Source organism: Rhodococcus sp. UYP9 (assembly GCF_040547235.1).
GTDB lineage: Bacteria > Actinomycetota > Actinomycetes > Mycobacteriales > Mycobacteriaceae > Rhodococcoides.
The window spans coordinates 950,246-972,244 of record NZ_JBEPPH010000001.1 but is presented as its reverse complement, the minus strand read 5'-3'; the positions used below and the strand labels follow the sequence as shown (position 1 = coordinate 972,244).

Genomic DNA, 21,999 nt, shown 5'->3' with positions numbered 1-21,999 from the left:
CGGGCGAGATGAGTTCAGGAGGTGGTTGCTGTGCTGCGCTTCGATCCTTTTCGTGACTTCGATTCTCTCGCCGCGAACATGCTCGGAGCATCGAGTGGCTCGGGCCGTGTTCCACGGTTCATGCCCATGGACCTGTACAAGGTCGACGATCGCTACATTCTGAGCGCCGATCTACCCGGTGTCGATCCTGGCTCGATCGATGTAGATGTGGACCGCGGAACGCTTACTCTCACCGCGCATCGCACTGTGCCGGAAACTGATGGTGTGCAATGGATTTCCTCCGAACGCTTTGCCGGCACGTTCCGTCGCCAGGTTTACCTGGGTGAGGGAATCGATGTCGAGAACATCTCTGCAACCTACGACAACGGCGTCCTGTCGGTGATGATTCCGCTCGCCGAACGCGCAAAGCCCCGCAAAATCGACATCGCCCGCGGTGAATCGCAACGTTCTATCGAAACGCATTCCACCTGAGGGGTATTCGGTACCGAGCCTGTTACGGAAACGAGGTGATCTGTGATGGAAACAGTACTGTGGCCGGACTCTCCGGATCGTGACGAGTGGTGGCTCTCGATCCTCGACTCGGGGGCACAGGAGTGCTCGACAGTCGATGTGATCGAACAGCATCGAGACGAACCACTCGACGACGACGAATATCCGCGCACGACGAGCCGAGATCCGATGGCCATCGCATGACGCGGCTGACCGCGTAACTTCGAGGTAGCCAGCAAAATCGATGGGGGCGCAACGGCATGGTCGCCGGACCATGCCGTTGCGCACGCTCACGCATTCGACAGGGGAAGAGTTCATGGCAACCAAGTTCTCGATGGGAGACCACGTTCGCTGGAACTCCGAAGCCGGGTACGTGCAAGGCACGATCACACGAGTCCACACCGAAGACGTCGACTACAAGGGGCATACCCGCCGCTGCAGCCCGGACGAGCCTCAGTACGAAATCAAGAGCGACAAGACCGACCATATTGCGATGCACAAGGGCAACGTGTTGACGAAGATCTGATCCACGAACTCGGCCTCGCCACCGAGCATGGAGATTAGGTTGGAGGTATGACCGATGATGTAGGAAAGCGATGGCATGACCCCGGGGGGTCTGGCGGTGTCCGCCGTGCCGCCCTGTTCACCGTCTCGGTCATCGTCAGTGCGCTGATGGTGATGGTCGGATGCATCATGTGGGCGGCCTGGGGGCCGCACTCGGGTCAGTGTCGCGACGCGGCGTTTGCAGTGTGCGCCGAGCCGGAGCGAACGATTCTTCTCGTTGTTCCGTCCGCTTTGTTGCTGCTTGGCGGATTGTTCGCGTTCGTTCAGACGTACCGGGTGTGGCGCAAAGGGGGAACTTGGCCGATTTGGCAGGGAGCCGGGTGGGCCTTGTTGGTCTCGATGGTCATCTACATGTCGATGTCGTTGAGCGTGCTGAGTCAATAACGCTCGACGCCGAATCGAAGCGGTCCACCGAAACGCATCGAAGTGAAAGGCGCCGGTTTCGCCTCTACATGCGCTGGGTAGCTACCTGTCGACACCTCGACAAGGAGCCAAGATGAACGACCGACCTCAGCAACACGAGACCACCACAACAACTTCAACGCAACCCGCCGCGCGTTCCTCGCACAGCGCATCGCGAATCCTCACCGGAGTTGCCGCTGTATTCTTGGTGATCGCGTTGGTGATATTCGTATTGCAAAACACAGAAAAGGCACACGTCGAATTTCTCGGGTTGAACCTCGATGTCGCTCAGGGTGTGTCACTACTTCTAGCCGCGATCGTCGGCTTTCTGATCGCGGTCCTCGGCAGTGGTGTGATGCGCCTGCGACGCCGGGTGCACAACCGCCACTGAACCAGCCGCGGCCAGCAAGCAAGCTCTGCCATCAACGCCCGGATAGTAGGACTGCTTTCTGCGCTGATTCGCCACACTGCGTACACATCTCGCTTCGGCTCACGATGCAACTCTCGAAAGTCAAATTTTCACCCAGCGGCGGACGTGCCAGTCGGGGGACTCCCGGTTCCATAGGTCGACCGGCTACGCGCGTGTCGCGATTCTCCTTCGGTCAGGTGGTCAGCGAGCCGGAGTCTGATACAAGGGTCATGTACTGCTCGCGGGGTAGAGGGCGGCCGGCACGTCGGAAAGCGTGCTGCACCGAAACGGTCTCGGGTGTGGTCGGCGCGATGTCGAGGATCGCGGGAGCGATCACCGGATACGCGCGGGGGGAGGACTTTTCGAGCATCTGGGCCAGCAGTTGCGGCCGGCGCGAGGCGATGCGCATCAGGGGGCGCAGCACTGCGGTGACCACTACGTCGAGGATCGGTCCCTGGCGCGACCCGATCGCTGCGCGTATCCAGCGCGGGAGGGTAGCGATCGTCGCCCGACGCAAAAGCCATTGGACCAGCGGGTTCAACAGACTTAGATGAGCCGGAAGCTGACTGAGATCAAGCTTGGCGCCGTCGAGGATGAGCTGTGCATGTTCGATCGCAGTCTCGCTGACCACCAGGCTCGGACGGACTCGCCGGTAGTACGCCCGCATCTCGGCACGGCTGCATGGGACGTCAGCGGGGTCGATTGTCTGGAACTGCGCGGCGATAGCGCACTCTGCCCAGTACTGACGCTCTTCTTCTTCGCTTAGCGGACCTGGGCCGAATTGCTCGTAGACGTGAAGTACCGACTGCCACTGGGTCAAGTGAATCCACAGTTGACCGGCTGGGTCGTTGGGATCATAGGTCTGCCCGGTAACTGGGTCGACACCTCTGATCCTTGAATGTATGCGCATCAGAGTGTCAGCTGCGCCGACTGCTGTACCGCTGTCGGCGAAGACGAGCGCCCCGGCGTATTCCAGAGTGCGGTCGTAACGATCGTCAGCGCGTTGACGCAACGAACCGGTACCAGCTACCGAAGCAACCACCAGTGGGTCGAACATCTCGGTGAGTGCGGTGCGCGTGAAACCCACCGTCATGGAGGTCGGATAGCGGTAGACCTTCCAGGTAATCGAGTCAGGGCCGAAGATGCCGAAGTCCTCCAGTGGGCTCACTATGCGTGTCATGCAACAAATAGTGTCGCATGTGTTGCATGGCGTCAAGCTTTGTCGATAGATCCGAACAGGAGCGGCACCAGGGTTCTGTGGGCGTAGCTCCTCGCCCCTGCCTCGGAACGGAAGTCGATCGCGTGCTCTACCGGAAGTAGTACAAACGAGGCGAACAACCGGGTCACGGTCTCCCCGAGCGCATCGGCGTCGAGGTGAGTGGCCTGCCCGTGTGCCTGCAAATTCCTTACACCAGCGGCGGCGAAAGTACTGCTCAGTCGCAGCAACGCAGCATCATCCGCCAGCCCCGCCGCAATCAGGTTCTGCGGCTCGAACTCAGCAGTACGTCGAATCACCGGGTGCGCTGCGGCGAGACGCAGAGCGGCCGCGAAACCTTCGATCAGTTGATCGGCAGGGTCTTCGACCGCGGTTACAGCTTCCAAGATTCCCTGGGCCATTCGCTCGCCCTCGCGCAGGGTCATGGCTTGCAACAACGTGTCACGATCACTGAACCGACGGTAGACGGTGGTTCGGTTGACCCCGGCGCGACGCGCGACACCATCGACGGTAAGCGCCCCGATTCCCTGGGCGGCGCAGACGTCTACCGCCGCATCGAGAATCTTGGTAGCGGTCGGATCGTCCGGCACATCGATCGATTCTCTGGCGAATACTCGCCCAAGCACCATTCCCAGATCCACTGGGTCAGACTATCGGCCCGGTACATAGGAAGCGCGGCCGGTGAGCCACGCAAGGATTGCGACCCGACAGAAGCCCACCGGCACGATTCGGATCCCAGTGGGCAGAGTCGACGGGTCAGGAATACAGGTCGCTGATTTCGGTGCGGTGAGCCGCGTGGATTATGTTGCGCTTGAGCTTGAGTGTCGGCGTCAGTTCGCCGCTCTCCTGGGTGAAGTCGCGTTCGAGGATCGTGTACTTCTTGATCTTTTCGGGGTTGGACACTTTCTTGTTCGCCTCCGCCACGGCCGTATCGATGTCAGCGATCAAATCGGCGTTGGTCACCAGGTCGGAGGTTGTCGTGGTGGGAGGGAGGCCGTTCCGCTCGACCCAAGCGGGCAAGGTCTCCGGGTCCAGTGTGATCAGTGCGCCGATGAACGGCTGACCGTCGCCGACCACGATGCACTGGCTGATCAGTGGGTGTGCGCGCATCGAATCTTCCAGGCCCGCCGGCGCGACGTTCTTGCCACCCGCGGTGACGATGATTTCCTTCTTACGACCGGTGATCGAGACGAATCCGTCATTGTCGATCGAACCGAGGTCACCGGTGTGGAACCAACCGTCGATGATCGATTCGGCAGTTGCCTTCTCGTTCTTCCAGTAGCCGGCAAATACGACCGGACCGCGAAGGAGAAGTTCGCCATCGTCGGCGATACGCGCGGTGTGACCGTCGACCGGTTTGCCTACCGTGCCGATGCGCTGCGCATTGGAATTGTTGATCGCGAAGGCGGCGCTCGATTCGGTGAGTCCGTATCCCTCATAGATCGGGATACCGGCCCCGCGGAAGTAATGCCCCAGGCGTGCGCCGAGCGCGGCGCCACCGGAGAATGCTTGCTTGCACTCCCCACCGAGAGCGGAGCGCAGCTTCGAATAGACGAGCTTGTCGAATATCGCGTGCTTGAGTCTGAGTGCTATTCCTGGGCCGCCCTTTTCGAGAGACTCGCTGTACTCGATAGCCGTTGCTGTGGCTCTGTCGAAGATCCCGGCCTTGCCGCTGTCCACGGCCTTTTGGCGCGCCGAGTTGTAGACCTTCTCGAATACGCGGGGCACCGAGAGGATGAAGGTGGGCTTGAAATCGGCGAACTGGTCGAGCAGCGTCGTCAAATCCGAGGTGTGGGCAACGGTTACTTTCGACTCGAACGCGCCGAATGAGATCGCTCGCGCGAACGCATGGGCGAGCGGCAGAAACATCAGAGTCTTCTTGCCCGGGATCATCGAATCCGGTAGTGCCAGACGGCAAACGGCTGCCTGCGCATAGAAGTTCGCATGCGTCAGCTGGACACCCTTGGGGCGTCCTGTTGTGCCGGAGGTATAGATCAGGGTCGCGGGTGAGGCTGCAGTGACCTGGTGACGACGAGTGTGCAGTTCTTCGTCGGTGATTGCGGAGCCGCGGTTGGCGAGCTCGTCGATCGCACCCGACTCGATGACCAGAACCTCGCGGAGGGTGTCGGCGCCGTCGGTGACTTCCTTGTGGATCTCCGCGTGCTTGGTCGTTTCGACCACGAGAAGTGTTGTCGCGGAATCCTCGAGGATCCACTGCGCCTGATCGGGCGAGGATGTCTCGTAAATCGAGACAGTGCATCCGCCGGCAGTCCAGATGGCATAGTCGAAAACGACCCACTCGTAGCGGGTCGAGGAGAGGATGGCGACGCGGTCGCCGAGCTCGAGCCCCGACGCAATCAGACCCTTTGCGACTGCGGACACTTGCTTCGCGAATTGAGCTGCGGTGACGTCGATCCATCCACCGTTCGACCGCCGCTTGAATGGCGTGAATGTGGGGTCTTCCTCAGCATGACGGAACACGGAGTCGGCCATCGACACGTCGGCCGGAATCGAGAACGACTGAGGAACTGAGAACTCACGCACTATTGACTCTCCAATGACGGCACTGTTGGCGGCTTCGGTAAAACAAGGGTGTCGCTGGGCTCGGGTGGATCGACGGTCCACGAAACGCAGTGCAACTCAATAATTTTGATAGTTCGGCGTCACGCTGCCGTTACTCTCGAGACGCTGCCACCATGTCCTCACGCTCGACGACCTTGACGCGTTCGCGGCCTTCTGTTTCGCCGAGGCTGCGTTCGTGGGCGTCGAGGCGGTACCAGCCGTCCCAGGTGGTGAAGGGGACTTTCTTGCTCTCGAGGAAGTCGGTGACGGCCTGCTCGGTGGGTTCAGGTGCGGCGGTGAAGTTCGGTGCGTCCTCGAGGAGGTTGGCGACGGTTTCGTTGGCGTCGCCTTTGGTGTGGCCGATGAGGCCGACGGGACCGCGTTTGATCCAGCCGGTGACGTAGGTCGCCGGTACCACGGTGTGCGAGGCGGCAGGAGTGGAGCCTGCGGAATGACCGTGGACAGGTTCGAGGACGCGGCCTGCTTCGTTGGGGATGGTGCCGGCTTGGTCGTCGAAGGGGAGTTGGGCGATGTTTTTGGAGAGGTATCCGACGGCGCGGTAGACCGCTTGGACGTCCCAGTCGTTGTATTTGCCGGTGCCTTTGACGTTGCCGGTGCCGTCGAGTGCGGTGCGTTCGGTGCGTAGGCCGATGACTTTGCCGTTGTCGCCGAGGATTTCGGTGGGGGATTCGAAGAAGTGCAGGAATAGTTTGTGGGGGCGGTTGCCGATGTCGCGGATGGCCCAGTCTTGGAGGGTGTTGGCGACCATGTCGACCTGTTTGGATCCGCGGCGTGCGGCTTCGGAGCCTTCGTCGTAGTCGATGTCTTCGGGGGCGACGATGACTTCGATGTTGGTGGAGTGGTCGAGTTCGCGGAGTTCGAGGGGGGTGAATTTGGCTTGTGCGGGTCCGCGGCGTCCGAAGACGTGGACTTCGATGGCTTTGTTGGTTTTGAGGCCGGCGTAGACGTTGGCGGGGATTTCGGTGGGGAGGAGTTCGTCGCCGGTTTTGGCGAGGACGCGGGCGACGTCGAGGGCGACGTTGCCGACGCCGAGTACGGCGACTTTTTCGGCCGTGAGGGGCCAGGTGCGGGGGACGTCGGGGTGGCCGTCGTACCAGGAGACGAAGTCGGCGGCGCCGTAGCTGCCGTCGAGGTCGATGCCGGGGATGTTGAGGTCGCGGTCGGCGTTGGCGCCGGTGGAGAAGATGACGGCGTCGTAGAAGCGGCGCATGTCGTCGAGGGTGATGTCGGTGCCGTAGTCGATGTTGCCGAGGAGGCGTACTTGTGGTTTGTCGAGGACTTTGTGTAGGGCGGTGATGATGCCTTTGATGCGGGGGTGGTCTGGTGCGACGCCGTAGCGGATGAGTCCGAAGGGGGCGGGCATGCGTTCGAACAGGTCGACGCTGACGCCGCGGCCGGCGATGTTGTAGTCGGACTTCATGAGTGCGTCGGCGGCGTAGATGCCTGCCGGTCCGGCGCCGACGATGGCGACGCGAAGTGGACGCAGGTCATGCTCTCCGGACGGTCCAGCTGTTGTTGCACTTACATTTTCACTGTTCATGGCAAGGCTCGGTACTTTCTGTCGGTGGCTGCGATCGTGCGGACTCTCAGCTGTGACGCGCCCGCTCCTCGTAGTCCCGCCGGGCAGCGCTGTCGACGTCTTCGAGGAAGACTCTGTCGGTGTGAAGGGCACGAGTGAGCGCTTCACCGACGCTTCGTGGGAGGAACTTCTGACTCGCGGCCAGAGCACCGACCAGCTTCGTCACCCTTACCTTCGGCTTGGGTTTTTCGATCAATGCCACGATGGCACGCGCGATGGTCTCGGGCTCGGCGTTCTTGAGCCCGGGGATTCCCTTGGTACCTGCCGTCAGCTCGGTGTTGACGAAAGAGGGGAGGACCATGGAAAACTCGATTCCGGTGCCGCGGTGTTCTACCCGCGCTGCGTCCGTGAATCCGACGACGGCATATTTGCTGGCGCAGTAGGTAGCCAGACCCGGTGTGTAAATCTCGCCTGCAAGTGAGGCAATGTTGATCACGTGGCCACGCCTGCGAGGCAACATTCGCTGAACAGCCAGCTTGGAACCGGTGATGACTCCGAGGATGTTGATGTCGAGGATGCGGCGGGTGACCGCATGGGGCTCGTCCGCGATCCGACCGGTGGGCATGATGCCGGCATTGTTGATGAGTACGTCGATAGGCCCGAGCGTGGTCTCCACGTGGTCGAGGAAGGCCTCGAACGACTCGGCGTCCGTCACATCGAGTGTGTGGTAGCTGAGAAGGTCTAGTTCGGTCGCCGACTCTTTCAGTTTGACTTCGTCGATATCTCCGATCGCCACCTTGGCACCCAGCTGAGTCAGGGCCGTTGCAGTAGCGAATCCGATTCCACGGGCACCGCCGGTGATCGCGATGACGCGACCGCGCAGAGAATTTGTCATGTTCCGTCCTTCTGTGGTCGTTACAGGGAGTTCGAGCGGCTTGTCACGGACAAGCGACGGCGCGGGTCACGCGCGACGAGGGCTCTCAGGACGCGGCCGACGAGTCGACCGCGGATCGGCGAGTACGGGTACCACAGCAACTCGCGCTTCAATTTGGGTCCGCGCGGAACTGTGATCGCTTGCTGCCGAGTGTATTTCCGAATTCCATACTCTCCACCGAATCGTGCTCCGAGACCGGATTGCTTCCAGCCTCCATGCGGTAGTCCCAGCGCGAACAGGTTGGAGAAGGCGTCGTTGATGTTCACCGCGCCGGCTTCGAGTCGGCGGGCGATCTCCTCGCCGCGGGCTCGGTCCCCGCACCACACGGTTGCGGACAGTCCGTACTCGGAATCGTTGGCCAAGCGCACCGCTTCATCGGCATCGGCAACCTTCACGACCGGGATTGTCGGCCCGAAGGTCTCCTCCCTGATGCAGTCCATCGATTGATCGACGTCGACGAGGACTGTCGGCTCGAAGAACGTGCCGGTGCTGCCGGCCTTGCCGCCGGTCAGAGCAGTGGCGCCGCCCTTCACAGCGTCGGCTACGTGCCGCGCGACAAGGTCGCGCTGGGCCGGGGTCGCCAGGGCACCGATGTCGATTGCATACCCGTCGTCGTCGGCTCCTTGACGCAGCGAACCCACGAGCTTCGCCAGTCGTTCGACGAAGTCGTCGTAGACCGGCGCTTCGACGTAGACGCGTTCGATCGACACACACACCTGTCCGGCGTTGAACAATCCACCCCAGGCGATTCCGGCTACTGCACGGTCCAGATCCGCATCCGCCAGCACGATGGCAGGATCCTTGCCACCGAGTTCGAGGCTGCAGGGCACCAGTCGCTCGGCAGCCCGTATCGCGATCGCTCGACCGGTTGCGGTGGAACCGGTGAATTGCACGAAGTCCACTGAATCGACGACCGATGCACCGGTGTCACCTCGGCCGGTGAGTACCGAAAAGACTGGGGGAGCGCCGATTTCCGACCACCCCCTCGCCAGTTCTACCGCTGCCAGCGGTGTGACCTCGGATGGCTTGAGCAGCACAGCTGCACCAGCGAGCAGAGCCGGAATGATGTCCATCGCAGGCATCGCGAGCGGGAAATTCCACGGCGTGATCACACCCACCACTTGATACGGGCGGAAGGTCTTGATCAGTCGTTTGCTCATCGACAGAGGGCCATGCGGCCGCACTCGCTCGTCGGCGAGAAACTTGCCGGCGTTGTCCGCGAAATAGTTGATCAGATCGCACGCAAGCGCAGGTTCGATGGCTGCTTCGGCGCGTGGCTTGCCGGTCTCGGACTGGAGCACGTCGATGATGCGATGCTCATTGTCGAGGAGCCAGTCCCGCAGCTTCCGGAGCCATGTGGCTCTTCCTTCCGGCCCTAGCGCCTCCCACTCGGTTTGGTGAGTGCGCAATCTTCTGGCCGTGTCGGTTACCGCCGCGGCACCCTCGTCCGGGACGGATGCGACGAACCGGCCGTCTGCGGGGCAGTGCACGTCGATGCTCGGGTGGTCGGTGTGCACTGTGGTCTCCGATGTCATGCGAGCCCCGCCTTCTGTGATGTACGACATTAACTATTACGATTGCACAGTTGTCACACCGATTCTTGGCCAATTTGGCTAAATGGACCGTTGTGATTTGTGTTGGAAGTCCAAAATGGAAGGGGTGTTGGCGTGTCCGCTGACGACATTGTCTTTGCTTGGCTCCGGGACTTCGCGGCGGAGGCCCTGATGCCGGAAACGCTGGACAGCCTCGTCGTGCGCTTCGCCGCCGCGATCGAGGCCGAGGTCCCCGAGGTGTCCGCGGACCGAGAGCTTCGAAGAGATTTGGGCGTCAGTACTCGTGAGCAGGGACGCGCCTTGCTGGTGTGGCTCACCGGTGATTCCTTGGAGGTAGCACCCCCGCCGGCGGCGCATGATCTTGCGCGCACAATCGCCCGCCGCGGTATGCATCTGAGGGTGCTGATGCAGATTTACCGCGTCGGGCAGAAGGCGCTGCTGAAATTCGCAGCGGAGACCGCGAATGAGCGCATCGCCGACCCGGTGCTGGAACCGAAGGTTCTGATTCGATTGCTGGAGAGGGCGAGTCATTGGCTCAACGTCTCACTCGAGGTGCTCGCCGACACCTACGGGCAAGAGAGGGAACGGGGATTGAGTGGCGCGTTCGCGCGGCGGGCGGAAACCGTTCAGGCGATCATGCGGGGTGAGATTGCGGACGTCGGGACGGCGTCGAATCGGTTGGACTACCCTTTGCTCCGGCATAACACTGCCCTTGTGCTGTGGTTCGAAGACTCGCAGCCCGAGCCTGCTGAAGACGGTATCGGGATCTTGGATTCCGCTGCCCGTTCGCTCGCCGCAACAATCGGGGCTCGGCAACTGCTGACAGTGCCATCCGGATCGCGGGGTCTCTGGGCATGGATGTCTGCGGATTGCGAACCAGATCTCACGGCGCTGGCTATCGGCGGCGACGTTCCGACCGGTATTCGGGTAGCAATCGGTAATCCAGTCGTCGGAATGCATGGATTTCGTCAGAGTCACACGGAAGCTATTGCCGCCCAGCATATCTCGGAGTCTCGACCGGACTGTTCCCGGCTGCTGCGCTATGCCGACATCGAGATTCTTCACTTGCTCGAAGGTAACGCTGACGCGGCCAGGGCGCTGGTGTCCCGTGAACTCCGCGGCCTCGACGGTAGCGATGCATCCTCGGCAATGCTCCGTCGTACGCTGCGCAGCTATTTGGCGGCGAATCGCAGTCCGGACGCGGCCGCGCGGGCGCTCGGCGTCCACAAGAACACCGTGCGCTACCGCATTCAACGCGCCGAGGAGTTGCTCGGACGTCCAATCGGACCGAACCGGCTGAAGTTGGAACTCGCGCTCGAGTACGCCGACGCCTACGGTCCGGTCGATACGAACGGACTCGTCGGAGCATAGGGGAGCAGATCTTGACAGATGTGACCTTCGTAACGCACAGTGTTCCTATCTGACAGGACGCGCTGTCAGATAGGAACGAAGTCGAGGTTTCGTGATGTCCAAAGTCCTGGCCGCCCCACCCGCTGGCTCGAACCTGCGCCCGATCTCAGGGCGATCCGGGATCCCCGGCGTCGGGCACTCGTTCGAATACATCCGCGACCCACTGGCACTGATGCAAAAACAATGGGACCAATACGGCGAGGTCTCGTGGTTCTCGATGGTCGGGAGGCGTTGGGTTGCGGTGCTGGGGCCGGACGCGTGCCAGGAAGTGCTGCAGAACAAGGATCGGGCATTTGCCAATGGCGACGGTTGGTCGGTGCTGATCGGCCCCTTCTTTCACGGTGGCCTGATGCTGCTCGATTCCAAGGAACATCTGCGGCATCGACGCATCATGCAGCAGGCTTTCACCCGATCGCGGCTCGAAAAAACTGTCGACGTGCTCAATCCGGCGCTGGACTCGGCGCTCGACGCGTGGGCTCCGGTAACCGGATTCCGCGCCTACACTGCCCTCAAAACCCTCACCCTCGATCTCGCCACCGAAATCTTCATGGGCGGCGCGGAAGACTCCACCGCCAGTGAAATCGCCTTGGTGAAAGAAGCTTTCGTCGATTGTGTGCAGGCGGCTACCTCGGTGGTCCGCTACCCGGTCCCGGGTACGAGGTGGAAGCGGGGGCTCGATGGTCGTCGGGTGCTCGAGGACTTCTTCCGGCACTACCTACCGGCTCGTCGAGCCCGCGAAACGGACGATCTGTTCTCCGTGCTCTGTCACATCGAGTCGGAGGACGGTCAACGCTTCAGCGATGACGAGGTCATCGATCACATGATCTTCCTTCTGATGGCCGCCCACGACACCTCCACGATCACCATTTCCACGATGATGCAGTACCTGGGTCAGCACCCACAGTGGCAGGAAAGATGCCGGACGGAGTCGCTCGCGTTGGGAACGTCGGCGCCCAGTTATGGCGATCTCGATGAACTGAGCAGCCTCGATCTGGTAATGAAGGAATGCCTCAGGCTTGTTTCCCCGGTGCCGGTGATGGCGCGCCGAGCAGTACTGGACACCGAAATTCAGGGGCATTTCGTCCCCGCTGGAAGCTACGCGGCGGTGGTCCCACACTTCACCCATCACATGTCGCAGTACTGGCCCGAACCCGAACGGTTCGATCCCGAGCGCTTCGCGGACGACAGACGTGAAGACAAGGTGCACCGTTACGCCTGGGAGCCGTTCGGCGGCGGTGTACACAAGTGCCTCGGCATGTCCTTCGCCGGTGCCGAGATCAAGACGATCATGCATCACTTGCTGCTCCGCTTCGATTGGCACGTCGACGCGGATTACGTTGCACCACTCGACTTCACCTCGTTGCCGTTCCCCTCGGACGGCCAACCGATCGATCTGCGTCGACGCGAGGTATGACAGTTCGCAGGCGATCGCGATGGCCGACTCTGACGGATGCGGTCATCGATCCGGATCGTCTGGGTCATCGACGGAGGCTCTGAAGAATTCTATCTTTGGTACGACAATTCAATGGGTGCACCGGAGTTCAGAAGAGGACACGGTGCATCGACGTAGTGGGAGATGGCATGGAACGTACTATTTTCGAACCCGAGCACGAGCTCTTTCGGGAATCCTTCAAGAAGTTCTTGGCGCAACACGTCGCGCCATTTCACGAGAAGTGGGAAGAGCAGAACATTGTCGACCGCGATGTCTGGGTGGAAGCCGGCAAGCAAGGATTCCTCGGGATGGACGTTCCAGAGGAATTCGGTGGCGGTGGAGTCAAAGACTTCCGATACAACGTAGTCATCACGGAAGAAGCCACCAAGGGTGGTTACAGCGGTATCGGATTCATGCTCCACAACGATGTCGTCGCGCCTTACCTGATCGACCTCTGCAACGAAGAGCAGAAGCAGAGGTGGCTCCCGGGATTTGCGTCGGGAGAACTGATCTCTGCGATCGCCATGACGGAGCCCGGAACCGGTAGTGACCTGCAGGGGATCAAGACCCGCGCAGTTCGCGACGGCGATGACTGGATTCTCAACGGCTCCAAGACTTTCATCACCAACGGTATCAACGCAGATATCGTGATCGTCGTGGCGTGCACTGATCCTGAAAAGGGAGCACAGGGGTTCAGCCTTTTCGTCGTGGAACGAGGAATGCCGGGCTTCGAACGTGGCCGCAACCTCGACAAGATCGGGTTGAAGGCACAGGACACCGCAGAACTGAGCTTCACCGACGTCCGAATTCCCGCGGCCAACATGCTGGGCGACGAAGGAATGGGTTTTCTCTATCTGATGAAAAACCTTCCGCAGGAACGGCTGTCCATCGCCGTCGTGGCGGCTGCGGTCATGGAATCCGTCTTGGAGAGCACAATTCAGTATTGCCGCGACCGTAAGGCGTTCGGTAAGTCGATCGGCAAGTTCCAGAACACACGATTCGTGTTGGCGGAGGAGGCCACGATGGCCACAGCCGTCCGCATTCTCGTGGACAAGTTCATCGAACAGCTCAATGCCGAGAAGCTGACCGTCCAAGAGGCAGCTATGGCCAAGTGGTGGACAACCGAAGCGCAGGTCAAGCTGATCGATCGCTGTCTGCAACTCCACGGTGGCTACGGTTACATGAAAGAATACCCAGTGGCCAAGGCATTCATGGATTCTCGTGTTCAGACCATCTACGGCGGCACTACCGAGATAATGAAAGAGATCATCGGTCGATCCTTGAACCTTTGATCGCAACTGAGAAGCGATGACGACCCGGCATGGATTTCAGAGAACTTGGAGTTGTCATGGATGCTGTTTCCGACTTCCGCGCGGGTTACACGGCCGAGGGACCGCTCCGAAATCCACAGGGCCCGTATGAAGTTTTCACGGTTGGCACCACTGACGGTGCGCAGATCCATGTCCGCGCATACGGGCCGAAGAACGCGCCTGCCGTGGTGTTCGTTCATGGATTCGCGTGCAGGCTCGAATACTGGAACCCGCAGATCAACAGCCTGAGTAGTCGCTACCGCGTCATTGCCTACGACCAGCGCGGGCTCGGGCGTAGCACGATGGGAAGTGCCGGGGTACGGCCGGACGTGCTCGGTGATGATCTCGCGGCCGTCCTCGATGCGACGATCTCGCCGGGTAGGCCGGCGGTGGTCACCGGTCACAGTTTCGGCGGCATCACCATCATGGCGTGGGCACAAAGTCATCCGGAGCAGGTGCGCAGCCACGCTTCAGCTGTCTTGCTTGCCAATACGGTCGCAGATCGATTCAGAGCAAACACGGCCATCATGCCGTTCGCTGGACGGTACGGCTTCGTTCGAGGCCCAGTACTGGGTGCGATCATGCGCAGCCGGGCCTGGTTGCCCGAACGTGCACCGATCACCCGCGCAGTGCGCAGTATCGCAATGTCACCGCAGGCCACCTTGAAACAAGCGGACTTCTTGCGCACCATGGTGACGGGAGTAGCGATCAAAACGCGGGTCCTGTGGGGTTCGGGATTGTTCGATCTCGATGTCCGCGGTGGTCTCGAGCATCTCACGGTCCCCTGCACTGTGCTTGTGGGTTCTATGGATCGCCTCACACCGCCTACGGTCGCCCGGCAGATCGCCGCGATCCTGCGCTCGCACGGCAGATTACCCAAATTCGTCGAAATGGTCGGGATCGGCCACTGCTCGAACATCCAGGCCTCTGCTGAATTCGACGCAGAAGTGATCGAATTGCTCGAGATGACCCGACCCCGCACCACTGCGAACGACTGATCAGTAACTCAGAGTCCGAGCATCTTGCAAATGATCTCGTTCATGATTTCGGTGGTTCCACCACCGATGCCCAGGACTCGGGCGTCGCGGTAGTGTCGTTCGACCTCTGACTCCCGCATACAACCGAGCCCTCCGAACAGTTGGACTGCTTCGTATACGGCGTGGTCGCAGACTTTGACCGCGTTGTTCTTGGCCATCGCTGTTTCGGCCAGCATGCCTCCGTTGTCGACCCACCGCACTGCTACCGACCGGCAGAACTCCTCGGCTGCAGTGATTTCGGTCGCCAACTCGGCGATACGATGTCGGACGACCTGGCGGGTGGACAATGGTCGTCCGAAGGTCTCGCGTGAGCGCACCCATTCCGTTGTCAGGTTCAGGCATCGACGGGCGGTTGCGACGGCCTGAAATGCCAACGACAGTCGCTCGCCTTGGAACTGCTGGGCGATTTGTCCGAAACCCGATCCCTCTTCGCCGATGAGGTTCTGGGCCGGGACGCGCACGTTGTCGTAGAACAGTTCTGCGGTGTCCGAACACAGCCACCCCATCTTCTCCAGCCGCCGAGACACGGTGAATCCCGTTGTGGTGGTCGGGACCACGATGAGGGAGATGCCGGCGTGTCCGCGATCTCCGGTCCGCACAGCGGTGGTGACGAAATCCGCACGCGTACCGGAGGTGATGTAGAGCTTGGCGCCGTTGATGACATAGGAGTCGCCATCGCGGGTGGCTGTGGTGGAGATGTTCGCGACGTCGGATCCGCCACCCGGTTCGGTGATTGCCAGCGCCCCGATCATCCGTCCTTCCAGAGCGGGCCTTGCGAACCGGTCGATGAGATCGTCGTTGCCCGAGGACACGATATGTGGGGTTGCGATCCCGTGACTGAACAGCGCCGATATCAGGCCCGAGGAGCCCCCGGACAGAATGATCTCCTCGAGGATTGCCAGCATATCGAGTGCATTACCGCCCGATCCGCCGACACTTTCGGGAGTCGATGCCCCGAGGAGACCCAAGGTGGCCGCAGTGTGATGCAGCTCGCGGGGAACCTCGCCATTGCGCTCCCAAGTGGCGAGGTCGGGAAGGACGTGCTTGGTGGTGAACTGTCGGGTGAGATCGCGCAATGCCCTGCGGTCATCGGTATCCCACGAATTCGTTAGTGCAGCAGTCATTTTCCACTCCAGATCGGGTCACGCTTCTCCAGGAAAGCCATGATGCCTTCCATCGTGTCCGCCGAAGCACTCAATTGTGCCAAGGCCTGTTCGGTGAGGGCCCAGCCCTCTGTCTCGCTGCGGACTGCCCCGTCGACGATTCCGCGGGCAACGGTCTTGCTGGCTTGGACCGCCAACGGTGCACCGCCGGCAATGGTCTCGGCGAGTGCAAGAGCGGTGGCCAGTACCTCGGCCTGCGGAACCACACGATTGACCAAGCCCCAACGCAGCGCATCCTCGGCGCTCAGTGCGTTCCCGGTGAGCAGCAGTTCCAGCGCGACCGCGCGTGGGATGGCGGTGACGAGTCGAAACACTCCACCTGCGCCGGCGATCAATCCGCGCTTGACCTCCGGTAGCCCGAAGGTCGACGTGTCCGCTGCCACAACGAGATCGCTTGCAAGCGCGAGCTCTGTACCACCGCCGAGTGCGCTGCCGTTGACTGCCGCGATGATCGGTTTCGTGATGTGGTGTTTGACGACTCCGGCGAAACCCCAGTGTGCGGTGTCGGGCGGTGTCACCCCATCCGGTCCGGAGGTGCCGAGGGCCTTGAGATCTGCGCCGGCGCAGAACGTTGCCTCTCCAGCCCCGGTCAGCACCACCACTCGGATCTCGTCGGTGGCTTGTGCCAGTTCCCACGCTTCACCGAGACCGCGGTGTACGTCGGCGTTGATGCTGTTGGCGGCTGCGGGTCGGTTGATGGTCACTAGCATTGTGTGCCCACGTGTTTCGGTGAGTACGACTTCGGTCATGGCTGTACCTCTTCTTTCAACGAGACCGCAACCCGGCCGTCGTGGTCGGTGATGGATATTCGCGCGCCGACGAGCGAGCGAGCGCCGCCTTGTGTGTAGCGAAGCAGTGTTGCGGCGTCGTTCGAGTCCGTGTGGCCTGCGACCCGTGATCCATCGTCGGTCACCGCGATGATCAAGGCAGACTTAGGGCTCTCATCTCGCTCGAAATCTATTGTTGCGGTCACGATATCGGCATCACCGATGTAGCCGTGCAGCATGGGCGGACCGGTTGCCGGTATCTCATGAATGTTCGGATCGCCGACGTACCCGTTGCGATGAGGAGTGCGTGCCAACAGCACGGTGTGCTGATGGGTGAGATAGCCACCGTTCGCATGGACCAGCGCAGGTGCGTCGACGTCGGAGCTGCGCAACAGTCGGGTGACCTCAGCGATGGCGTGGAGTGAGTAGCTGTTGAGCGGTCCACCGAAAAAGGAGTGACCGCCGAGGACGCTGGGCACGGTCGAGTGCGGGAGACCCAGAGCCTGGATCAGCAGCTTCGGCACGACGGGGAAGCAACTGTAGGCGTCGATGATTCGTAAATCGCCACCTGTCACCTCGGCTTGCTTCAAGGTGCGGTCCACGGCGGATGTCAGTGCTGCCGATCGGCCGAAGTCTTTGCGCGCAAGCACGTCCGCGGATTCGGTTGCGCCCGCGCCGCCCCACAGATAGACGATGCGATCCTCCGCGACACCGAGTTCGATGGCAGCGGCGAGTGAACATACGACGATTGCGGCAGCTTGATCGACGAACGGCATCGCATTCATCGTCAGTGGGTACGCGTCGCTGACCAACCGGTTCTTGGGTCCGCTGGTGGCGATGTCCTCCGATGTCCGCGCGGTAGGCATCCACGCGCACGGGTGTGCGGCAGCAAGTTCGGAGAACTGCGCATACATCCGCGCGGAGTATTCACGCGACTGCTGGGGGCTGTCACCGATGTCGTAGCTGAACCGGTTCTCGAACAGTGGGTACACGCGGGTCGGTGCGAGTATCCCGGCGCGTTGCATTTCGGGGCTGCCGAGGTCGTCCGAGGTGAAGGTGGGTGGCCCCCCGGGTGCCGCAAGCCAGCCCCGAGTGGTCGGATCGACGCCGAGCTTCATCAAAGCGTTCAGTGACGCTTGGGCTTCACCGCCCACCAGGACCGTTACCGACGAGGATCGATCGGCGATTTCGGAGCCGATGCGATCGAGTAGAGCTGTCGGCCAGTGCCCGCCGATCGAACTGGTCCAGGTTCGTGGGCTGTCTGCGCCGATGCGTCTCGCGAGCAAGCCAGGTAGGTCGTCGTAGGACCAGCTCGCGGTCTTCACCGCGTAGATCGTGTCCACGCGGGAGCCGATGGTCTCGATTCCGGTGTCGGCAAGGGCTGCGATCGTTGCTTCGGAGATGAGGTCCAGGGGATCTCGCGGCGTAGCGGGTGCTCCGGCCCGTCCCGAGCGAATATCGGCAACGCCGATGATCACCGGCACTGTCGTGGGGTCTGTCATGCACCCCACGCTAATACAGACAATAATTGTCCGCAATGCTGGGTAGGTCGAGCGGGGGACCGCGGCTAGGTCAGCGAGCGCAGTACGGTGTCGACGATCAGTGTCGAATGTCGCAGAGAATCCGGCATTCCCGCATCCGCGCGCGCCTGCGCGAACAGTGCGCGTGTAAGTACTGCGCCGGTCACGAGTTCGAGCAGTAGCGTCGTCGAAGTCTTGCTCGGCAACTCCCCTCGCATCACTGCGCGCTGAACGATCTGCCTGGTGGTGACGAAGCGGCTCTGGTTGAGCGTGTCGGTGAGATGCGACAGCAGGTCAGGGTTGACCATCGCGTCGAGAGTCACCCGTAGCGATACCAGTCCGGACAGTTCGGCGTAGCCATGGGTGAGTTGCTCGGAAAGTTCGATGAGGTCATCGCGAACAGTGCCGGTATCGATCGGCGTCGACAGCGGCGATCGGGCCTCGAGTGCCTGCACCAACAGGTCTTCCTTGCTGTCCCAGCGCCGATACAACGCCGCGCGACCAACCTTCGCCTTGCGCGCAACCGCGTCGAAAGTGAATCCGCGCCAACTGGTTTCCCAATACACTTCGAGCACCGCGTCGTAGACGCGAACTTCCATGTCTGCATCCCGAGGTCGACCGGGCCCGCGCTGACGCTCCTGAGACATTCGCCAATTGTCTCACCTGCGCGATCCCGCACTCTCGTGACGAGACAACTACGCGGAAAGTCGATCCGCCTATTGCGGACAATATATGTCTGAATTAGTGTCGGTCCGATTCCGTCCAGGTCCGAGGAGCAGGTGAATGTCGAAGAACAAGATGATCCGAACAGTGGCCGTGATGATGCTGTGGGGCGTCGCCACTGTGATGGTCACTCCCATTTCCGCCGCTGCACCGGCCGCCGACGGTGGGGCAGACTTCTACACGCCACCGACACCGCTACCGTCGGGCGCTCCTGGAGACGTCATCAGAACCGAACCGTCGGTCGACGCAATCATCCCAGGCACCGGAGCTGTCGTCGATGCTCGCGTGACCCGGGTGATGTATCGCAGCGAGAACGTCGCTGACGAGCCGGTCGCCGTCACCGGTACTCTGCTCGTGCCCAACCTGCCTTGGGCAGGACAAGGACCTCGACCGTTGGTTGCGTTTGCCCCAGGAACGCAAGGGCTGGGTGATCAATGCGCACCCTCGAAGTTGATGACGTACGGGCAGGAGTACGAAAACCTTCAGGTCGGCCCATTGCTGGCGGCCGGTTACAGCGTCGCCATGACCGACTATGTCGGACTCGGCACTCCTGGAACCCACACCTACCTCAATCGTGTCGATGGTGGGCGGGCACTGCTCAACATGGCACGTGCTGCGCGGTCGATGAATTCGGAGGACGTCACGCCCGCGTCACCGCTGGCGTTGTGGGGATACTCTCAGGGCGGACAAGCAGCCGGAGCCGCAGCCGAGCTCGCGTCGACGTACGCGCCCGAGCTCGAGTTCGCCGGGGCGTTCGCGGGATCACCAGCCCCTGATCTCACCGATCTCGCCGACTACGGGGACCGGTCTATCCTCTCCGGCGGAATCGGCTGGGTAGTCAGCGGTCTCATCGCTGCGTACCCCGAACACGACACCGCGCTGCTCTCGATCTTCAACGATGCCGGACGCGAGATCCTGGCGCGTTCACAGAACTACTGCGTGTTCGACGCGGTCCGAATGAGCCCCTTCGGCACGACGACCAACTACACCAGAGACGGTCGATCGATCTCGGAATACATGAATACCGAACCGCTGTCGTCGTTGGTGGCCGCGCAGCGGCTAGGGACGCTGAAGCCGACAATGCCCGTCTTCGTGGGGCAGAACTTGGGCGACGATATCGTCGCTGCGCGTGGCACCGAGAGGCTCGAACGAGAGTGGTGCGAGATGGGTGTCCATGTCCAGTCGGCCAACCTCGCTGTGCCGCAAATACTTCCGAAGACCGGACTCGGCCACGTCATCGGCTTCGTCACAGCTGTCCCGGCGCTGCAATGGTTGAAGGACCGGTTCGACGGTGCCGTTGCGCCGAGTAATTGCTGAGCGTCGATTCTCCATCGAACCACTGGAACGTTCAGTACTTGCCAGCCGGCAGTTGCCGGTAGACCTCGCTCCAGATCATTTCGTGCTCGGCTGCGGTGATGTGCTGTGTTGCCAACCGGTTGTCGGCGTCGGCGAGGAGTTTCGCGTGTCGGCCGATGTTCTCGCGGCGGGCCTGGGAGTCGACATCGGGTAGATCGTTCATCGTGATCGCTACCTCTACCCGAACGTGCGTTCGCGGGGTGCCCGCCATCACGAATGCGGAGTACCCGCTGAGCAGGTAGATGGTCGTCGACGCGGCGACTGCCGGAATCGGAGCGAGCTGACTGCTCAGCACCACCTCGCTGATGATCCACAACACTGCGCCCCACAATGGCCACCCTCGCCATAGGCGCAGACGTCTACGCTCGGCCAGGTTGGTGCCCGGAGGAAAAACGACGAGCCGGTGGCGAGTCATGCCGTGGCGGGCGTGCCAGGTGTCTACCGAGCCCCAGGCCCTTTCGCCGTCGAGAAGGTGGCGCCAGAGGCGACGTGCAGCACTGGGTGTGGCCGACGGTGTCGCATCGGGGTGGCGGTGGGGGTGTCCCGCTGCCGACCCTCGCGTGACAGGTTCTTCATCCATTGGGTCAGGTCTACGACACCGGCGGGGCCGTTGGGCGGAAAGATACGACACCTGTATGCCCATGTTGAAGATCTTGATGATCCCTTGACACGCAGTGCAGAGCTCTATCAGCCCCGGAAGGTAGCCGGGCCGTCATATGCTGCAGGGACAGTTGACGACAGTTGGCCTTCGTAAACTAGTCGAAAGCAGGCAGCGTTATGGGAAGACTTCAGGGCAAGGCAGCCATAATTACCGGCGGGGCAAGCGGGATCGGTATGGCGGCCGCGCAAATGTTCGCAGCCGAGGGCGCGGCCGTCACAATCGCCGATCTGGACCAGCAGCAGGCCAGCGATGCTGCTGCTCGAATACAGGAAGCCGGCGGGCGCGCGATCGGGATCGCCGTCGACGTGATGGACGAGGAGTCCCTCGCTGCCCTGGTAAATGCCTCGGTACAGGAGTTCGGTCGCCTGGACATCATGTGCAATCACGTGGGCGGCAGTAACCCGCGCAAGGATCTGGACGTGCTCCGGCTGGACTTGGAAGAGTTCGACCGCACTATGCAGTTGAACGTGCGCAGTGCGCTCCTCGGCTGCCGACTGGCTCTGCCGCACCTGATCGATGCCGGCGGCGGCTCGATCATCAACACCGCCTCCGTCGGGGGCTTGGCTGGGGATTACGTGCAAGTGGCCTATGGCACTGCGAAGGCTGCCGTCATTCGCATGACTCAGTACATCGCCACCCAGTACGGAGCACAAAAAGTGCGTTGCAATGCGGTCGCCCCCGGCGCGGTGATGACCCCAGCGTTGCAGAACAATCTTTCCGCTGAAGCCATCGACAAGATCCGGTCACACAACGCGTTGCCGTTCATCGGTGAACCCGAGGACATTGCCGCCGCCATGTTGTTCCTGGCCTCGGACGAGTCCCGTTACATCACCGGACAGACACTTGTCGTGGACGGTGGCATGACCAGCCACCACGCAATTGCCGAGGACCGCCGCATCCAACCTGATTGATCCCTCGGACTGCGGATGCTGTTCAGTCACAGCGGGACTC

The 21,999-nt window shown here is 61.5% G+C and carries 22 protein-coding genes; 11 read left to right on the top strand and 11 right to left on the bottom strand.

All coding sequences use genetic code 11. From position 1 onward, the window contains the following. Positions 1-30 precede the first annotated feature (30 nt). From ABIB36_RS04525 to ABIB36_RS04505, 5 genes are all read left to right on the top strand, one after another. A complete protein-coding gene (locus ABIB36_RS04525) occupies positions 31-471 on the top strand; it encodes an Hsp20/alpha crystallin family protein (RefSeq protein WP_354560585.1) in 441 nt (146 codons plus the stop codon). A gap of 45 nt (positions 472-516) precedes the next feature. Further along, on the top strand, positions 517-693 hold the full coding sequence (locus ABIB36_RS04520; protein ID WP_354560587.1) for a hypothetical protein: 177 nt from the start codon (positions 517-519) through the stop codon (positions 691-693). Between the two features lie 112 nt (positions 694-805). Then, complete coding sequence (locus tag ABIB36_RS04515; RefSeq protein WP_354560588.1) at positions 806-1,015, top strand: hypervirulence associated TUDOR domain-containing protein; 210 nt, start codon at positions 806-808, stop codon at positions 1,013-1,015. Between the two features lie 47 nt (positions 1,016-1,062). After that, positions 1,063-1,437, top strand: a complete 375-nt coding sequence (locus ABIB36_RS04510; RefSeq protein WP_354560590.1) for a hypothetical protein — start codon at positions 1,063-1,065, stop codon at positions 1,435-1,437. A 112-nt stretch (positions 1,438-1,549) separates the two neighbouring features. After that, entirely contained in the window at positions 1,550-1,846 is a 297-nt protein-coding gene (locus ABIB36_RS04505; protein ID WP_084348405.1) for a lipopolysaccharide assembly protein LapA domain-containing protein, read from the top strand. Positions 1,847-2,057: 211 nt separating this feature from the next. Here ABIB36_RS04505 and ABIB36_RS04500 read toward each other — a convergent pair whose 3' ends face one another. The 6 genes from ABIB36_RS04500 to ABIB36_RS04475 form a co-directional block, all read right to left on the bottom strand. After that, positions 2,058-3,044, bottom strand: coding sequence for an oxygenase MpaB family protein (locus ABIB36_RS04500; protein ID WP_354560592.1), 987 nt, complete (start codon positions 3,042-3,044; stop codon positions 2,058-2,060). A gap of 32 nt (positions 3,045-3,076) precedes the next feature. Continuing rightward, entirely contained in the window at positions 3,077-3,721 is a 645-nt protein-coding gene (locus tag ABIB36_RS04495; RefSeq protein WP_084348407.1) for a TetR/AcrR family transcriptional regulator, read from the bottom strand. A gap of 115 nt (positions 3,722-3,836) precedes the next feature. Next, the gene (locus ABIB36_RS04490) at positions 3,837-5,624 is read right to left on the bottom strand and encodes an AMP-dependent synthetase/ligase (RefSeq protein ID WP_354560594.1); all 1,788 of its coding nucleotides are present in this window, start codon (positions 5,622-5,624) and stop codon (positions 3,837-3,839) included. 130 nt (positions 5,625-5,754) lie between these two features. After that, on the bottom strand, positions 5,755-7,203 hold the full coding sequence (locus tag ABIB36_RS04485; protein WP_354571504.1) for an FAD-dependent oxidoreductase: 1,449 nt from the start codon (positions 7,201-7,203) through the stop codon (positions 5,755-5,757). 46 nt (positions 7,204-7,249) lie between these two features. Then, complete coding sequence (locus ABIB36_RS04480; RefSeq protein ID WP_084344887.1) at positions 7,250-8,077, bottom strand: SDR family oxidoreductase; 828 nt, start codon at positions 8,075-8,077, stop codon at positions 7,250-7,252. 20 nt (positions 8,078-8,097) lie between these two features. Then, complete coding sequence (locus ABIB36_RS04475; protein WP_354559273.1) at positions 8,098-9,651, bottom strand: aldehyde dehydrogenase family protein; 1,554 nt, start codon at positions 9,649-9,651, stop codon at positions 8,098-8,100. A 132-nt stretch (positions 9,652-9,783) separates the two neighbouring features. Here ABIB36_RS04475 and ABIB36_RS04470 point away from each other — a divergent pair, with 132 nt between their 5' ends. The 4 genes from ABIB36_RS04470 (at position 9,784) to ABIB36_RS04455 (ending at position 14,819) form a co-directional block, all read left to right on the top strand. Continuing rightward, positions 9,784-11,040, top strand: coding sequence for a PucR family transcriptional regulator (locus ABIB36_RS04470; protein ID WP_354559272.1), 1,257 nt, complete (start codon positions 9,784-9,786; stop codon positions 11,038-11,040). 94 nt (positions 11,041-11,134) lie between these two features. Further along, positions 11,135-12,493 carry a cytochrome P450 gene (locus ABIB36_RS04465; RefSeq protein WP_354559271.1) on the top strand — a complete coding sequence of 453 codons (1,359 nt, stop codon included), beginning with the start codon at positions 11,135-11,137 and terminating at the stop codon, positions 12,491-12,493. Between the two features lie 167 nt (positions 12,494-12,660). Next, positions 12,661-13,803: an acyl-CoA dehydrogenase family protein gene (locus ABIB36_RS04460; RefSeq protein ID WP_354559270.1), complete on the top strand. Its 1,143-nt coding sequence runs from the start codon at positions 12,661-12,663 to the stop codon at positions 13,801-13,803. A gap of 56 nt (positions 13,804-13,859) precedes the next feature. Then, positions 13,860-14,819 (top strand): alpha/beta fold hydrolase, encoded by a 960-nt coding sequence (locus tag ABIB36_RS04455; protein WP_354559269.1) that lies wholly within the window; start codon positions 13,860-13,862, stop codon positions 14,817-14,819. Between the two features lie 8 nt (positions 14,820-14,827). On the opposite strand, the gene ABIB36_RS04450 is transcribed toward ABIB36_RS04455, so the two are convergent. The 4 genes from ABIB36_RS04450 to ABIB36_RS04435 form a co-directional block, all read right to left on the bottom strand. Further along, positions 14,828-15,982 carry an acyl-CoA dehydrogenase family protein gene (locus ABIB36_RS04450; RefSeq protein ID WP_354559268.1) on the bottom strand — a complete coding sequence of 385 codons (1,155 nt, stop codon included), beginning with the start codon at positions 15,980-15,982 and terminating at the stop codon, positions 14,828-14,830. After that, positions 15,979-16,770, bottom strand: coding sequence for an enoyl-CoA hydratase-related protein (locus ABIB36_RS04445; protein ID WP_084344897.1), 792 nt, complete (start codon positions 16,768-16,770; stop codon positions 15,979-15,981). The genes ABIB36_RS04450 and ABIB36_RS04445 overlap by 4 nt, the downstream gene beginning before the upstream one ends. Further along, positions 16,767-18,290, bottom strand: a complete 1,524-nt coding sequence (locus ABIB36_RS04440; protein WP_354559267.1) for an acetyl-CoA acetyltransferase — start codon at positions 18,288-18,290, stop codon at positions 16,767-16,769. The genes ABIB36_RS04445 and ABIB36_RS04440 overlap by 4 nt, the downstream gene beginning before the upstream one ends. A 65-nt stretch (positions 18,291-18,355) precedes the next feature. Then, positions 18,356-18,907: a TetR/AcrR family transcriptional regulator gene (locus ABIB36_RS04435; RefSeq protein ID WP_354559266.1), complete on the bottom strand. Its 552-nt coding sequence runs from the start codon at positions 18,905-18,907 to the stop codon at positions 18,356-18,358. 184 nt (positions 18,908-19,091) lie between these two features. Between ABIB36_RS04435 and ABIB36_RS04430 the strand changes: the two genes are divergently transcribed. Further along, entirely contained in the window at positions 19,092-20,348 is a 1,257-nt protein-coding gene (locus ABIB36_RS04430; RefSeq protein WP_354559265.1) for a lipase family protein, read from the top strand. A gap of 31 nt (positions 20,349-20,379) precedes the next feature. Here the strand turns inward: ABIB36_RS04430 and ABIB36_RS04425 are convergent, their stop codons facing one another. After that, positions 20,380-20,967 (bottom strand): DUF6611 family protein, encoded by a 588-nt coding sequence (locus tag ABIB36_RS04425; protein WP_354559264.1) that lies wholly within the window; start codon positions 20,965-20,967, stop codon positions 20,380-20,382. 197 nt (positions 20,968-21,164) lie between these two features. Here ABIB36_RS04425 and ABIB36_RS04420 point away from each other — a divergent pair, with 197 nt between their 5' ends. Continuing rightward, positions 21,165-21,959, top strand: a complete 795-nt coding sequence (locus ABIB36_RS04420; RefSeq protein ID WP_354559263.1) for an SDR family NAD(P)-dependent oxidoreductase — start codon at positions 21,165-21,167, stop codon at positions 21,957-21,959. The last annotated feature ends 40 nt before the right edge of the window (positions 21,960-21,999 follow it).

Bases quoted from the DNA above. Each gene is read 5' to 3' on its own strand.
- ABIB36_RS04520 (WP_354560587.1), top strand. From the start codon at position 517: ATGGAAACAGTACTGTGGCCGGACTCTCCGGATCGTGACGAGTGGTGG.
- ABIB36_RS04515 (WP_354560588.1), top strand. From the start codon at position 806: ATGGCAACCAAGTTCTCGATGGGAGACCACGTTCGCTGGAACTCCGAA.
- ABIB36_RS04510 (WP_354560590.1), top strand. From the start codon at position 1,063: ATGACCGATGATGTAGGAAAGCGATGGCATGACCCCGGGGGGTCTGGC.
- ABIB36_RS04505 (WP_084348405.1), top strand. From the start codon at position 1,550: ATGAACGACCGACCTCAGCAACACGAGACCACCACAACAACTTCAACG.
- ABIB36_RS04500 (WP_354560592.1), bottom strand. From the start codon at position 3,044: ATGACACGCATAGTGAGCCCACTGGAGGACTTCGGCATCTTCGGCCCT.
- ABIB36_RS04485 (WP_354571504.1), bottom strand. From the start codon at position 7,203: ATGAACAGTGAAAATGTAAGTGCAACAACAGCTGGACCGTCCGGAGAG.
- ABIB36_RS04480 (WP_084344887.1), bottom strand. From the start codon at position 8,077: ATGACAAATTCTCTGCGCGGTCGCGTCATCGCGATCACCGGCGGTGCC.
- ABIB36_RS04475 (WP_354559273.1), bottom strand. From the start codon at position 9,651: ATGACATCGGAGACCACAGTGCACACCGACCACCCGAGCATCGACGTG.
- ABIB36_RS04465 (WP_354559271.1), top strand. From the start codon at position 11,135: ATGTCCAAAGTCCTGGCCGCCCCACCCGCTGGCTCGAACCTGCGCCCG.
- ABIB36_RS04460 (WP_354559270.1), top strand. From the start codon at position 12,661: ATGGAACGTACTATTTTCGAACCCGAGCACGAGCTCTTTCGGGAATCC.
- ABIB36_RS04455 (WP_354559269.1), top strand. From the start codon at position 13,860: ATGGATGCTGTTTCCGACTTCCGCGCGGGTTACACGGCCGAGGGACCG.
- ABIB36_RS04450 (WP_354559268.1), bottom strand. From the start codon at position 15,982: ATGACTGCTGCACTAACGAATTCGTGGGATACCGATGACCGCAGGGCA.
- ABIB36_RS04445 (WP_084344897.1), bottom strand. From the start codon at position 16,770: ATGACCGAAGTCGTACTCACCGAAACACGTGGGCACACAATGCTAGTG.
- ABIB36_RS04440 (WP_354559267.1), bottom strand. From the start codon at position 18,290: ATGACAGACCCCACGACAGTGCCGGTGATCATCGGCGTTGCCGATATT.
- ABIB36_RS04435 (WP_354559266.1), bottom strand. From the start codon at position 18,907: ATGGAAGTTCGCGTCTACGACGCGGTGCTCGAAGTGTATTGGGAAACC.
- ABIB36_RS04430 (WP_354559265.1), top strand. From the start codon at position 19,092: ATGTCGAAGAACAAGATGATCCGAACAGTGGCCGTGATGATGCTGTGG.
- ABIB36_RS04425 (WP_354559264.1), bottom strand. From the start codon at position 20,967: ATGGATGAAGAACCTGTCACGCGAGGGTCGGCAGCGGGACACCCCCAC.
- ABIB36_RS04420 (WP_354559263.1), top strand. From the start codon at position 21,165: ATGGGAAGACTTCAGGGCAAGGCAGCCATAATTACCGGCGGGGCAAGC.